The sequence below is a fragment of the Hydrotalea sp. AMD genome, from assembly GCF_004100315.1.
Taxonomy (GTDB): Bacteria; Bacteroidota; Bacteroidia; order Chitinophagales; family Chitinophagaceae; genus Hydrotalea; species Hydrotalea flava.
Map to the genome: position 1 here is coordinate 12,382 of NZ_SCKY01000005.1, position 12,865 is coordinate 25,246.

Sequence of the window (12,865 nt, forward strand, 5' to 3'; positions counted from 1 at the left end):
GTAAAAATGATAAGATAGAATATTTCTTTTTAAAAATAGCAGTTGTTTCAATCTCTGTGCACCACCTACTTTTGAATTGTGTTGAACAGCAAAATTTGATTGCCATATTGAAAATGTTTTATTATGTATGTGTTAGGAATAGATGTAGGAACTTCCTCCATTAAAGTTTCAGTAGTTGAAATTGCAACAGCACGCATTGTTGTAACAGTGCAATATCCCGAAAAAGAACGTGCTATAATTTCCCCTGAAAATGGATGGGCCGAACAGGCACCCACCCAATGGTGGGAGGATGTTCAACAGGCTATTTTAAAAGCCCATGCTACCCAAAAGTATGTTCCAAAAGAAATTAAAGCCATTGGAATTGCCTATCAAATGCATGGATTGGTGATGATTAATCGAAAGCATGAGGTAATCCGAAATAGTATTATCTGGTGCGATAGTCGAGCCGTAACTATTGGCGATACAGCATTTCAAGCAATGGGTGAAAATTATTGTTTAACGCATTTACTCAATTCACCGGGCAATTTTACTGCTTCTAAATTAGCCTGGGTTCAACAGCATGAACCACACCTCTACAATCAGATTTATCAGATACTTTTACCAGGTGATTATATTGCATTACAATTTACCGGACAAACCACAACAACGGTATCAGCTTTGTCGGAGGGAGTTTTTTGGGATTTTCAACAGTGTCAACTATCTGCTGCTGTTATGCATTATTTTGGTTTTAGTGCAGATTATATTCCCACTGTTCAGCCTGTTTTTGGAGAACATGGTACATTGTTACCCGATGTAGCCGCACAACTTCAATTGCAACCCGGCATACCGATTACTTACAAAGCCGGCGATCAGCCTAACAATGCACTTTCTCTCAACGTATCTGAACCCGGCGAATTTGCTGCCACAGCAGGAACATCGGGTGTTATTTATGGGGTTACCGACCAGCTTGTTTTCGATCGGCAATCCCGCATCAATAGTTTTGCGCATGTAAATTATACCAATGATGCACAACGTATTGGCGTATTGCTTTGTATTAATGGTACAGGCATCTTAAATAGTTGGTTGCGAAAAATTAGCGGTGCGTCTATATCTTATGCAGAAATGAACCATTTGGCTGCACAAGTTTCGTTTGGGAGTGATGGACTTTTGATGTTACCATTTGGTAATGGTGCCGAACGGATATTGCAAAATAAAACCCTACAGGCGCATATTGCAAACATTGGTTTGAATATACACTCTTCAGCACATTTATATAGAGCAGCACAGGAAGGTATTGCATTTGCTTTTAAATATGGCCTAAACATAATGCGTGAAAATAAACTGGTACCCAAGGTTATCCGTGCCGGAAAAGCCAATATGTTTTTGAGTGAGGTGTTTGCCGATATTTTTGTTCAAAATACCGGTGTGCCCTTGCATTTGTATAACAACGATGGAAGTATTGGCGCAGCCATGGGCGCAGCAATTGGAGCAGGTGCCTACAACTCTATTCAGGAAGCAATGCAGCATCAGCAACCCGTTGCCGTTATGATGCCCGATAAAAATAAAATGGAACTATATAGTCAGATTTATAACCGGTGGGAAGCATTATTAAATGAAAAATTAAGCAATCCTATTCAATCACTTTAAATTGTAATAATATGAATGTAGTAACAGGAAACCAATTGTTTTTTAAAGAAACCGGCGCAATAAAATATGAAGGGCCGGAAACCGACAATCCACTTGCTTTTAGATGGTATAATGCTGAAAAAGTAGTTGCGGGCAAACCCATGAAAGAATGGTTACGTTTTGCTTGTGCTTACTGGCATTCGTTTGTTGGTAATGGCGCTGATCCGTTTGGTGAGCCAACACATTTGTATCTCTGGAATGTGAAGGCAGATCCTATAGAACGTGCCAAAGATAAAATGGATGCTGCTTTTGAATTTATCACCAAAATGAATATGCCATTTTATTGTTTTCATGATGTAGATGTGGTAGACTTTACCAATGATTTGATTGAAAACGAAAAGCGCTTGTTAACAATGGTTGAATATGCAAAGCAAAAACAAACAGATAGTGGTGTGCAATTATTGTGGGGTACTGCTAATTTATTCAGCCATCGCAAATACATGAATGGAGCAGCTACTAATCCTGATTTTTTAGTGTTAACACATGCTGCTGCTCAGGTAAAAGCTGCATTAGATGCTACCATTGCTTTGGGCGGTGCCAATTATGTGTTTTGGGGTGGAAGAGAAGGCTATATGAGCTTGTTGAACACAAACATGAAGCGTGAAAAAGAACACATGGCCCGCTTCTTACATACTGCAAAAGATTATGCCAGAAGAAATGGCTTTACCGGCACTTTCTTTATTGAACCCAAACCTTGTGAGCCTACCAAACATCAATATGATTATGATAGTGAAACAGTGATTGGCTTTTTACGTGAATATGATTTATTGAATGATTTTAAATTGAATATTGAAGTAAATCACGCTACACTGGCCGGACATACTTTTCAACATGAGTTACAAGTAGCGGTTGATGCAGGTGTATTGGGCAGTATGGATGCCAATCGTGGTGATTATCAAAATGGATGGGATACCGATCAGTTTCCCAATAATATCAATGAAATAACAGAAGCTATGCTGGTTATTTTGGAAGCAGGTGGATTTAAAGGCGGTGGTATTAATTTCGATGCGAAACGCAGAAGAAATTCTACCGATAACCTTGATTTATTTTATGCCCATATTGGTGCCATGGATACATTTGCCAGAGCTTTGGAAATTGCCGATAAAATTTTAACCCAATCTGATTACAAAAAAATACGTACCCAACGGTATGCCAGTTTTGATTCCGGCGAGGGCAAAGCTTTTGAAGAGGGTAAATTATCATTGGAAGATTTAAGAAATTTTGCTGTTAAACAAGGAACACCTGCTACAATTAGTGGTCAACAGGAATATCTTGAAAGCATTATTAATCGTTATATTTAATTTGTTTATTCATCAATAAATCCCAAGTATGCAAGGCCTTCATTTATTCGATTACTTAGTTTTTTTATGTTATTTTATTATTGTTTCGGTATATGGATATTGGGTGTATAAACGAAAAAAGAAAGTAACCACCACTGCCTCACACGATTATTTTTTGGCAGAAGGTTCTTTAACCTGGTGGGCCATCGGTGCATCATTAATTGCTTCAAATATTTCAGCCGAACAGTTCATTGGCATGAGTGGTAATGGGTTTAAAATGGGCCTTGCAATTTCTACTTATGAGTGGATGGCTGCAGCTACTTTAATGATTGTGGCCATTTTTTTCATACCTGTTTATTTGAAAAACAAGATTTACACCATGCCTCAGTTCCTTAGCCAGCGTTACAATGGAACCGTAGCAATGATTATGGCGGTATTTTGGTTGTTGTTGTATGTAGTGGTGAATCTTACCTCCATTTTATATTTAGGTGCTTTGGCTATTAACAGCATATCGGGTATTAACACTACTTTTTGTATGTATTTATTGGCCGTGTTTGCCATCTTTATTACGCTGGGTGGTATGAAAGTAATTGGATATACGGATGTTATTCAGGTTTTCTTTTTAATATTAGGTGGATTGGTGACTACCTACCTTGCTTTAAATTTAGTGGCCGATAAATTTGGTGCAACAGGTTTGCTAAAAGGGTTTCATTTAATGATGACACATGCCAATAATCATTTCCATATGATTTTGAAAAGAGATAATCCGAATTATATTGATTTGCCCGGATTAACAGTTTTAATTGGCGGTATGTGGATCGTAAATTTAAATTACTGGGGTTGTAATCAATATATTACCCAACGTGCATTAGGAGCCGATTTAAAAACTGCACGTGGTGGATTATTGTTTGCTGCTTTTTTAAAGTTGTTGATGCCTGTAATTGTGGTATTACCCGGTATTGCTGCATTTGTTTTATACCAACAGGGCGATTTTCAACATGCTATGTTACAGAATGGCGAAGTAAATACCGATAAAGCTTATCCTGTTTTATTGAATTTATTACCGGCAGGATTAAAAGGGCTTGCTTTTGCAGCACTTACCGCTGCAGTAGTAGCTTCATTAGCCGGTAAAGCCAATAGTATTTCTACCATTTTTACATTAGATATTTATAAGAAAAAAATTAATCCGGCTGCTACTGAACAAAAAACAGTTGTTGTAGGAAAAATTGTAGTAGTAGTGGCAATGATACTGGCTATCATCATTGCGCCCTTAATGGGCATCGATAAAAAAGGAGGCTTTCAGTATATTCAGGAGTATACCGGATTTGTATCACCGGGTATTTTTGCCATGTTTATACTGGGTTTTTTCTGGAAGAAAACCACTTCAAATGCAGCTTTATTTGCTACCATTGGCGGCTTTGCTATGTCAATTGTTTTTAAATTTTTGCCAATGCTCATAAATCTGTCTTTCTTGTCACCTTATGGGTTTGCAGTACCTAATGAATCAGGTGTTTTTGAAATTCCATTTTTAGACAGAATGGGTTTTGTATTTGTGATTTGCATTTTTGGAATGTATGTTATCAGTACGATTGAAAACAGGCGAGGCGAAACTACCAAAGGTTTAGAAATTGATCGTTCCATGTTTAAACTAAGCCCCGCTTTTACGGTAGGGGTATTGATTGTTTGTGGCATTATAGCGGCATTGTATACCGTTTTCTGGTAGCAATAAGTATACAAGTTTTTTGAATAAAATGGCCTGTTTTTTAATGCAGGCCACTTTCAATATAAGGGATATTGAAAGTTATTTTTGGTGAGTCGTTTCCATTGCCCATTTATACGCAATGTTTAACTGTTCTTCTTTGGTTAAGTTGCTGTTATTTAATTCCTTAGCATCATTTGCCTTACGTAGTGGGCTTTCCGTTCTGTTGGTGTCAATATAATCCCGCATTTCTAAATTGGCTTTTACATCTTCAATCGTTATATTTTTGTTCTGTGCAAACAATTCTTTAAAACGGCGTTCAACCCTTATGGCAGGATCGGCAGTTACAAATATTTTTAATTCTGCTTGTGGAAATACAGTGGTACCAATATCTCTGCCATCCATAACAATGCCTTTTAAACGGCCCATTTGCTGCTGTTGTGCAACTGCAAATTTTCTAACGGCGGGTATAGCGGCCACTTCACTCACTTTTGCACTTACTGCCATATTTCTTATTTCGGCTTCTACATTGATCCCATTCAGTAACATGTTATTTTGTTCTGTTTCCGGATGAAACTCAAATGCCAAATGAATATGTTTTAAAGCTTCAGCAACTTCGTTTTCATGATTGGTTTTAATTTTATGTTGAATGAAATACAAAGTAATGGCTCTGTACATAGCGCCACTGTCAATAAAAACATAATGTAATTTTTTAGCCAATGCTTTGGCTAATGTGCTCTTACCGCAGGATGAGTAACCATCTATTGCTATGATTATTTTCTTCATACAATGCTTTAGAATGCGCAAACAGTAGAAAACGGTTTGCTACTGAAACTGTTGCAGCCATTTTTGTATTTTCTGGTCTAATTCTGTGCTTACAGGCACCACCGGTAAACGAACGGAATTTTCAATCAGGGTTAAATGATGCATAAATGCTTTTACACCTGCCGGATTATTTTCAACAAACATATAATCGAATGCATGTAAAAGTTTGAAGTGTAAGGGTTTGGCCAAATTAAAATTGCCGTCAAGGCAATACCGTATCATAGTAGAAAATTCTTTTGGGAATGCATTGGCTGCTACGCTGATAACACCGTCCATTCCCAATGCAATCAGTGGTAAGCTTATAGCATCATCGCCGCTTACTACTAAAAAATCAGATGGTCTGTCGCGTAAAATATCCATACATTGTTGAAAATCGCCACTCGCTTCTTTCATGCCTGCAATATTGGGTACTTCGTGTGCCAGTCGCAGTGTAGTAGCTGCCGTTATATTTCTGCCGGTACGGCCGGGTACATTGTATAAAATAACCGGTTTGGGTGCAGATTGAGCAATGGCTTTATAATGCTCATAAATACCCTGCTGGGATGGTTTGTTATAATAGGGTGCAGCACTCAAAATAGCAGCGGCTTTTTCAAGTGGATAGGATTGTACATCATCTATTACAGATTGGGTATTATTTCCACCAATACCTACCACTACAGGAATCCGGTTGTTTACTTTTTCAAAAGTAAAGTGTACAATTTCAATTTTTTCGTCTTTGGTTAAGGTAGGAGTTTCTCCTGTTGTGCCTAATGTTACAATATATTCGGCACCACCGGAAATAATATGTTCAATTACCCGGCCAAGTGCAGGATAATCTACAGCTTTTTGTGCAGTGAAAGGGGTAATAATAGCAACACCGGTACCTTTCAATATTTGATGTAGAGAGTTCATTGTATAGAATAATGATGGTTAATTGTTGTTTTGTTGCATGGTGTACTGTAGTACAAGTGTGCGACGCAAGGGACGATACTTATTGTGCTTCAGCCGGCTCAACAGGCAATTCATCCCAAAAGCCCATTTTGCCAAATTTTTCAATTCTTTGTTGAATGCGTATTTCCGGGTCTGTATTTTTCACTAACGCTAATGCATTGCTGATAGATGTTTTTAAAAGAGCAGCTGCCTGATTATAATCCCAATGTGCACCACCTATTGGTTCAGGTACAATTTCATCTACCAGTCCAAATCCTTTCATATCAACTGAAGTAAGGCGCAATTGCTCAGCAGCCACTTCTTTTTTATCCCAGCTACGCCATAAAATAGAACTACAGCTTTCAGGCGATATAACGGTGTACCAGGTATTTTCCATCATGAGTATTTTATCGCCCACACCTATGCCGAGTGCACCGCCACTGGCACCTTCGCCAATGATGACACAGATAACGGGAACTTTTAAACGAATCATTTCATAAATGTTACGGGCGATAGCCTCACCTTGTCCACGTTCTTCTGCTTCTAATCCTGGATAGGCACCGGGTGTATCAATAAAAGTAATCACAGGTTTATTGAATTTTTCTGCCAACTTCATTAACCGAAGTGCTTTTCGGTAACCTTCCGGATTGGCCATACCAAAATTACGCTGTTGGCGCATTTTGGTATTAATACCTTTTTGTTGCCCAACTACCATTACTGTTTCGCCATCTAATTGTGCAAAACCGCCAATCATGGCTTTGTCATCGCGAAAGTTTCTATCACCATGGAGTTCTACATAATTGGTTAACATTTTTTCAATGTACTTATGAGTGTAGGGTCTGTCGGGGTGGCGGCTCAACTGTACCCTTTGCCATGGTGTAAGCGAAGCGGTAATTTCTCTTCTTTTTTCAATGATAGCATTCTCTAATTTCTGAATGCTGTCACTCATATCTATTTTGCTTTTTTCAGCAGTTTGTTTTAATTTTTCTATTTCTTCGTACAAGGTTTTAATAGGTTGTTCGAAGTCGAGGAATTGTCTGTTGGGGTATTGTGGCATAGTTAAAAGTATGATTGATGCGGTAAAATTAGGGTTTGTAATTTTTTTTAGAAAAGATTTGTTTTGAAAATATCAATCCCCTTATCTTTGCCGTCCCGAAAACAGGAGTAAATACCTAAAAATGGGAAAAGGATCGGTAGTTCAGTTGGTTAGAATGCCGCCCTGTCACGGCGGAGGTCGCGGGTTCGAGTCCCGTCCGGTCCGCTGAGCGGGGGAATTGAAAAATTCTCCCGCTTTTTTTCATATATAAGCAACCCTTTTTCCCTCATTATGTGAGAGTTATGAGCAAGTAAATCTATCATTGTCGGGGTTCGATACACCCCATCATGATAGTAAAGATTTTGCTCGAACCCCAGCTTTACCAACTCTTGTTTCTCCAGTGTATTCGTGTTTGTGAACACAAATTCAAGGTCAGAAAGTTTATCCAAATTCTTTTGAAGAATTTTATACGTCTTATCCTGGTTACCACTTAAACGCTCAATTGAAGCTCTTAGAGATATTCTTGAGTTGTTAATTGTGCTAAACCATCTTTCATAAGTATCCTGCGTTATTTTGTTTGTAATCCACTTTTCCTCTATTGAAAACAGCTTTGCTTCCTCTGAAGCAAGCTCCCTTTTTTTGTCTTCCAATAGCCGTTTATCTTCCACTATCTTGTTTTCAAATATCCTGTCGGCGCTATTCCTAATGACTTTAATTGCTTTATCAGGCATGCTCATTAAGCCAAAAACCTGACGAAGCTGATCGTGAGCTTTTATTGCACTCAAATTGAGGTGTGTTGTCTTATTGCATTTATAATAGTAGTAGTAACGGCCAAGCTTTCCACGTGAAGGTGCTCCCGTTAAAGGTTTTCCGCATGAGCACTTCAATACACCTCTCAGAGGCATTTCATCGCTGACTACTACCTTTTCCTTTTCAGGTTTTTTAAGCTTGCGTTGCACTTGCTCCCATGTAGCAAGGTCTATAATTGGGTCATGTTGTGCAGGAAACAAACCACCGGGATAGGTCTTAAAAGGCTCAACATATTGCATTCCTGCATAAAGAGGATAACTAAGAATGCGCTGTATAGCCACATTGCCAGACCTTCTAAAGCCCTTCTCTCTGGCTTGTTCTGCTATGAGATATATAGGCACCTCTTTTAAAAATGCTGTAAATATAAACCTGACTACTGCAGCCTGCGACTCGTCTATTACAAGTCGCCTCTCTTTGCGTTCCCCAACCTTATAATAGCCAAATGGAGGATTTTTGTAGATGTACCGACCTTCCTTTGCTTTTGCAGTGTAAATTCCGCCACGAACTTTGATGCTCCTATTGATATTGTCTTCTTCAGCAAGTAATAATTGAAGTCCAGCCCTAAAAAAGCTGCCGGGTGTATCATAGTCAAAAGTGATACCTTCAGTTACGCTAACGATTTGTATGCTGTAAGTTTGCTGCAATTTTTTCACGTACCCCATAGCCTCACTTGCGTTTCTGCTAAATCGGTCCAACTGGTCTACGATGAGATAATCAACCCTTTTATGGTGTTTGGAAATAAACTCCTGTAGTTTTTTAAAATCAGGACGATCAAATGTTTTTGCGCTGTATCCCCGGTCGATGAAAGTATCGACTAATTCAACTTCATTATTTTTTACCCATTGACCAGTATATAACTCTTGCCTTTCTATTGACCCGTTGCTTTGCTTTCTATCGCTGAAGCGTAGGTATCGTATTGCTTTTTTCATAGCTCTCTCTTATAGAAATATTAACTACTAACTCTGCTATCAAATTTAGCAATTTTAGCTCGGATGATGAGAAACAATTCTCTTTATTTTCATTACTTTCTGTCTGATAAACAGGCCTGTTCATTTCCTCTTCCACTTTGCACCTCCTCTGTTTAGACAGCAAAAGCCCTTTACGGGCTTTGCTAAGTTTTTAATTTCATCACTTCTAATTGTTCTTATCTGTAATCAGGAAAATAAATCTTACTCCCTTGATTACGTTTGAAAGAAGGCATATAATTGATATATCCGTATTCACTTAATTCCCTCACACATTTGTGGTATGTTATTGGAGCAGATATTTTAGCAAGCTGCATAATCTCATGGCTGAAAACCTGAATGGGATTGATAAAACCATTATCTATACGGTATTGCAGCAAAGCAGCATATATACCTATGTGCGTGATGCTGATACGGCCATCCTGTTGTATGGCTGAAAAGAAATCAGATAAAGGGTTTAACTGCTCCATTATGTCTAATCGTTGTTAGCTTACACGCATAGCATTCTTTTTCATGTGATTTTTTTCCTGCCGTTCATTGATTTTATGCGTCAATTTAACCGCTTGCATCGTTTTGTTTCCTAATGCGGTATTGAGCGTTACCTTTCTAGAATGTTCGTCATAAATATTTACTGACTTGAATTGAGGATTGGCTTCAATATAATAGCGTTGTTCTTTACCGTCCTTTATAAAGCTTACCGACTGTCGATTCCCTTGCCTTAGTGCATCATGTAGCTTATCCGCATCATTCTTATTGAGCAATTCTTTTAAGGGTATTTGCTGTAATATTTTTTGAAGATCATAACCATAGCCGGAATGAAATTCTTTAATACGGAAATTGCGATGCGGATCTTTATCATTCAGGTCAAGTTGCATCCAGGTTCCTTCTTTTTGAATGGCACGGCCGGTAAGCAGGTTATAAGCTTCAGTAGTATTTATATTGTAGTCTGTCCTCATCCCAAAATACTGTTGTCGCTGTTCTTCAGGCTTTGTCTCGTTATGTAGATTGATTTTATAACCTTCAAACCTGTATTGCCCGGACTGATCTTTGACAAATGATAGCTGATGATCCAGCCTCTCTTTATCATTGATATAATAAGAAACCGGGAGTACAAATTGAGGCTGCCCCTGCCTGATCTGTTCCTCTACTTTTTTAGAAAGACCGGAAAACCCGGAACGTTGTAATTGACTATGCAACAGTTGATTGTTTTGTTCAGTCCGTCGCTCGTTCTGCCGTACAATAACCTGCTCTTTAAAGGGAACAACCAACAACCTGCGTAACAGGCGTATTAGGAGATTTGGATAGAGCTGCTTTTCTATCCGATTTCTCTCTTGTCTTAGTGCCTTCAGCCCAAAGCGTTCATCCGAATCCTGTGTGCCTTTATACTTTGCCGCAATGCGATCATAGTATTCCAGTTTTTCTTTGAGTAACACACTGTTGGATGAAAGACTAAATGAAAACAGTTTACTGAAGCGCTCTTCCCTTGAACGCCATTGGTTCAGCTCCATTTCCACTCTGTTTACGGGATGCTGGTTGTTCATAAGTCAACATTTTATGTTATATAATATCCTGTTGCCCATTACATGGATTGCGCCTGCTTTTTCCTTCTTTTGTTCGCAGCCTTCGGTATTTCAGGACCATCATCTTCAGCAGGTGTCTGCCTTTCCTTTTTACTGTCCTGTTTAACCGAATTGCTTTCGCCTTCGGATTGCCTTTCTGTTTTTGCCTGGCGATTGTCCAGCCTTTGCATGCCGCTATCATAAATATTGATTGTCTTGAATTGGGGATTGGCCTCGATGTATTGTTTTTGCTCTGTGTCGTTCTGCAAAAAGGTTGCTGATTGCCGGTTCCCTTTTTTAAGACTGTCGAGCAAGCTGGCCTTAAAATCATCATTACTTAATTCTTTGATCGGGTGTTTAGACAATGTAGCTTCCAGATCGTAACCATAATTTTGATGATAATGCTTCAATTTGAAGTTGCCGTTATCATCACTCTGCTTAAAGTCCATCTGTACCCAGGCATTGTAAACCTGACCTTCCTTATTGGTGAGGTCTTTATTGACAGATCTGCCATCCATCAGATTATAAGCTTCCTTCAAAGTGATATTACTGCCTTTGTTGATGTAAAAGGACTGCTCCATTTTTTCAGCACTGTTTTCTTTTTGCAAGCTGGCCTGGTAGGAATTGAAGAAGTACATATCACTTTGTTTCGACTGACTGAAATTCAATGTTGCAGAAACCGAATCATTGCCATACTGCGTTTGATACTGCAACTTAAATTCCGGTTTGCCTTCTTCAATTTTTTGCTTCAGGTCATTTTCTAACCCTTCACCAAAACCTGTGTACTTTACCTGATCACGCAGGTATTCAAAATTTTTCTGATTCATGATTTTTGAATTTTGATTGTTATTTAATTGTTCTGTTTCTAATTGCTGATAATACATCGCTACCATTAAGGATACATCAACAATACCTTCCCTTTCAATCATCAGGTCATTGTTTTCAACAGCCTGTGTCATTGTTCTGTAAGCGGACCTTATTGCCAGATAGTCATAGTTATCTACATCGGTTGACATTTCATAGCAGAACTCCTGAGCCTCATATTGTGTAGGGAAGGTGGATAGATCTTCCTTATTGAGAGGGTAGGGTTCGCTGAGGAAAGCGACAAATTCTTCACCCTCCTCACGTTTTCTCACGAGATATTCCAAAATATCCTGATAATCATCTTTACTGATTTTCATATTCATTTTTTTAAGGAAATAAATACAGGTTCAATTCGACGGGAATAGAATAGTTGGCTTCATTACCAAGCTATCCCGTCTTTAAGTCAATCAATCGGTAGTGCTTTTACGATTGTCTTATTTTTGATATGCAATTCCAGATGCCTGCCACCATTCTTTTCCATGAGTTGTATGGCCAGGTATTTTTTATCAGGAATAGTAAACTTTGACAGCGCAAACACAATAGTATTACTGGTCTGCCCTTTAATTTTATCGGTATTATTATAGGTGAGAACAGGCAATATTTCTATTTCTTGGGTTGCCGTTCGTTTCGCTTTTTTCTGATCGCGTATAAAGAAACGAAGCTGGTCAATATCATAATTGATATTGGACTGGTTTTCGATGTTGATGCGCATGTACATCACATTGCCCTGAATAAAGAGGCCATTCATTCGGAGACGGATACCAAAATCTTTATCCTTAATCCCCCTTACTTTCTTTTTCGACAGGATCGCTGTTTTTGCGTAACGCTCTACAATGGCCTGATTAATGTTTTCCGGTGAAAGGAAAATGGTATTCGTCGGCTCGCTACCAGTCAGTGACAGGTTTAGTATGGAAGGCTGATCTGCGTAATCTATAAGGAAAGAATTAAGTTTTCCGTCTGCCGTTACAACAGTAAGGTTAGTTTCTGGGAAACCCTCCTTTGCTGCCTTTATTTGCAAGATATTTTCCACGCCTTTGGCTTTCTGTGCAAGGACATCTTTACTGCCACGATCTACACTGATGATAGCATGTGAAAAAATAATGTTAGTTGTTTTGAAAAATGATATAGCAACCTGGTAAGGCTCAATTGATCTGACCTGAACACTACCGATTGCCTGTTGCGCCTGGGCGCTGAAAAATGTAACAAAAAGGGAAAATCCCATTACCATTACTGCACTGATCTTTTTCATCTTC

General features: G+C 38.7%; 10 protein-coding genes, 1 tRNA gene and 1 pseudogene. 4 read left to right on the forward strand and 8 right to left on the reverse strand.

Translation table 11 applies throughout. The annotated features are described in order from the left end of the window. The first annotated feature begins 123 nt into the window (after positions 1-123). The 3 genes from EO766_RS04135 to EO766_RS04145 are packed head-to-tail and all read left to right on the forward strand — an operon-like array spanning position 124 to position 4,668. Positions 124-1,626 carry a xylulokinase gene (locus EO766_RS04135; RefSeq protein WP_074420020.1) on the forward strand — a complete coding sequence of 501 codons (1,503 nt, stop codon included), beginning with the start codon at positions 124-126 and terminating at the stop codon, positions 1,624-1,626. Positions 1,627-1,637: 11 nt separating this feature from the next. Then, positions 1,638-2,966: a xylose isomerase gene (gene xylA / locus EO766_RS04140; protein WP_074420019.1), complete on the forward strand. Its 1,329-nt coding sequence runs from the start codon at positions 1,638-1,640 to the stop codon at positions 2,964-2,966. A gap of 28 nt (positions 2,967-2,994) precedes the next feature. Further along, positions 2,995-4,668, forward strand: coding sequence for a sodium:solute symporter family transporter (locus EO766_RS04145; protein WP_074420018.1), 1,674 nt, complete (start codon positions 2,995-2,997; stop codon positions 4,666-4,668). A gap of 78 nt (positions 4,669-4,746) precedes the next feature. Here EO766_RS04145 and cmk read toward each other — a convergent pair whose 3' ends face one another. The 3 genes from cmk to EO766_RS04160 all read right to left on the reverse strand — a co-directional run bounded on the left by cmk (position 4,747) and on the right by EO766_RS04160 (position 7,435). Further along, positions 4,747-5,430 carry a (d)CMP kinase gene (gene cmk, locus EO766_RS04150; protein ID WP_074418219.1) on the reverse strand — a complete coding sequence of 228 codons (684 nt, stop codon included), beginning with the start codon at positions 5,428-5,430 and terminating at the stop codon, positions 4,747-4,749. A 39-nt stretch (positions 5,431-5,469) separates the two neighbouring features. After that, entirely contained in the window at positions 5,470-6,360 is an 891-nt protein-coding gene (gene dapA, locus EO766_RS04155) for a 4-hydroxy-tetrahydrodipicolinate synthase (RefSeq protein ID WP_074418220.1), read from the reverse strand. 79 nt (positions 6,361-6,439) lie between these two features. Continuing rightward, positions 6,440-7,435: an acetyl-CoA carboxylase carboxyltransferase subunit alpha gene (locus EO766_RS04160; protein ID WP_074418221.1), complete on the reverse strand. Its 996-nt coding sequence runs from the start codon at positions 7,433-7,435 to the stop codon at positions 6,440-6,442. A 130-nt stretch (positions 7,436-7,565) separates the two neighbouring features. Here EO766_RS04160 and EO766_RS04165 point away from each other — a divergent pair. After that, positions 7,566-7,639, forward strand: a tRNA-Asp gene (locus EO766_RS04165). Positions 7,640-8,364: 725 nt separating this feature from the next. On the opposite strand, the pseudogene EO766_RS18385 reads toward EO766_RS04165, so the two are convergent. The 5 genes and pseudogenes from EO766_RS18385 to traN form a co-directional block, all read right to left on the reverse strand. Next, positions 8,365-9,153 (reverse strand): annotated as a pseudogene (locus EO766_RS18385) (recombinase family protein); the annotation flags it as partial. Positions 9,154-9,368: 215 nt separating this feature from the next. After that, on the reverse strand, positions 9,369-9,659 hold the full coding sequence (locus tag EO766_RS04170) for a hypothetical protein (protein ID WP_074418222.1): 291 nt from the start codon (positions 9,657-9,659) through the stop codon (positions 9,369-9,371). A gap of 15 nt (positions 9,660-9,674) precedes the next feature. Then, the gene (locus EO766_RS04175; protein ID WP_141676781.1) at positions 9,675-10,730 is read right to left on the reverse strand and encodes a hypothetical protein; all 1,056 of its coding nucleotides are present in this window, start codon (positions 10,728-10,730) and stop codon (positions 9,675-9,677) included. Positions 10,731-10,768: 38 nt separating this feature from the next. Next, the gene (locus EO766_RS04180; protein ID WP_287100703.1) at positions 10,769-11,929 is read right to left on the reverse strand and encodes a hypothetical protein; all 1,161 of its coding nucleotides are present in this window, start codon (positions 11,927-11,929) and stop codon (positions 10,769-10,771) included. Between the two features lie 86 nt (positions 11,930-12,015). Further along, positions 12,016-12,861, reverse strand: coding sequence for a conjugative transposon protein TraN (traN, locus tag EO766_RS04185; RefSeq protein ID WP_074418224.1), 846 nt, complete (start codon positions 12,859-12,861; stop codon positions 12,016-12,018). Positions 12,862-12,865: the final 4 nt, after the last annotated feature.

What these genes read in the sequence shown, in the direction of transcription:
- EO766_RS04135 (WP_074420020.1), top strand. Translation starts at nt 124, where the DNA reads ATGTATGTGTTAGGAATAGATGTAGGAACTTCCTCCATTAAAGTTTCA.
- xylA (WP_074420019.1), top strand. Translation starts at nt 1,638, where the DNA reads ATGAATGTAGTAACAGGAAACCAATTGTTTTTTAAAGAAACCGGCGCA.
- EO766_RS04145 (WP_074420018.1), top strand. Translation starts at nt 2,995, where the DNA reads ATGCAAGGCCTTCATTTATTCGATTACTTAGTTTTTTTATGTTATTTT.
- cmk (WP_074418219.1), bottom strand. Translation starts at nt 5,430, where the DNA reads ATGAAGAAAATAATCATAGCAATAGATGGTTACTCATCCTGCGGTAAG.
- dapA (WP_074418220.1), bottom strand. Translation starts at nt 6,360, where the DNA reads ATGAACTCTCTACATCAAATATTGAAAGGTACCGGTGTTGCTATTATT.
- EO766_RS04160 (WP_074418221.1), bottom strand. Translation starts at nt 7,435, where the DNA reads ATGCCACAATACCCCAACAGACAATTCCTCGACTTCGAACAACCTATT.
- EO766_RS04170 (WP_074418222.1), bottom strand. Translation starts at nt 9,659, where the DNA reads ATGGAGCAGTTAAACCCTTTATCTGATTTCTTTTCAGCCATACAACAG.
- EO766_RS04175 (WP_141676781.1), bottom strand. Translation starts at nt 10,730, where the DNA reads ATGAACAACCAGCATCCCGTAAACAGAGTGGAAATGGAGCTGAACCAA.
- EO766_RS04180 (WP_287100703.1), bottom strand. Translation starts at nt 11,929, where the DNA reads ATGAAAATCAGTAAAGATGATTATCAGGATATTTTGGAATATCTCGTG.
- traN (WP_074418224.1), bottom strand. Translation starts at nt 12,861, where the DNA reads ATGAAAAAGATCAGTGCAGTAATGGTAATGGGATTTTCCCTTTTTGTT.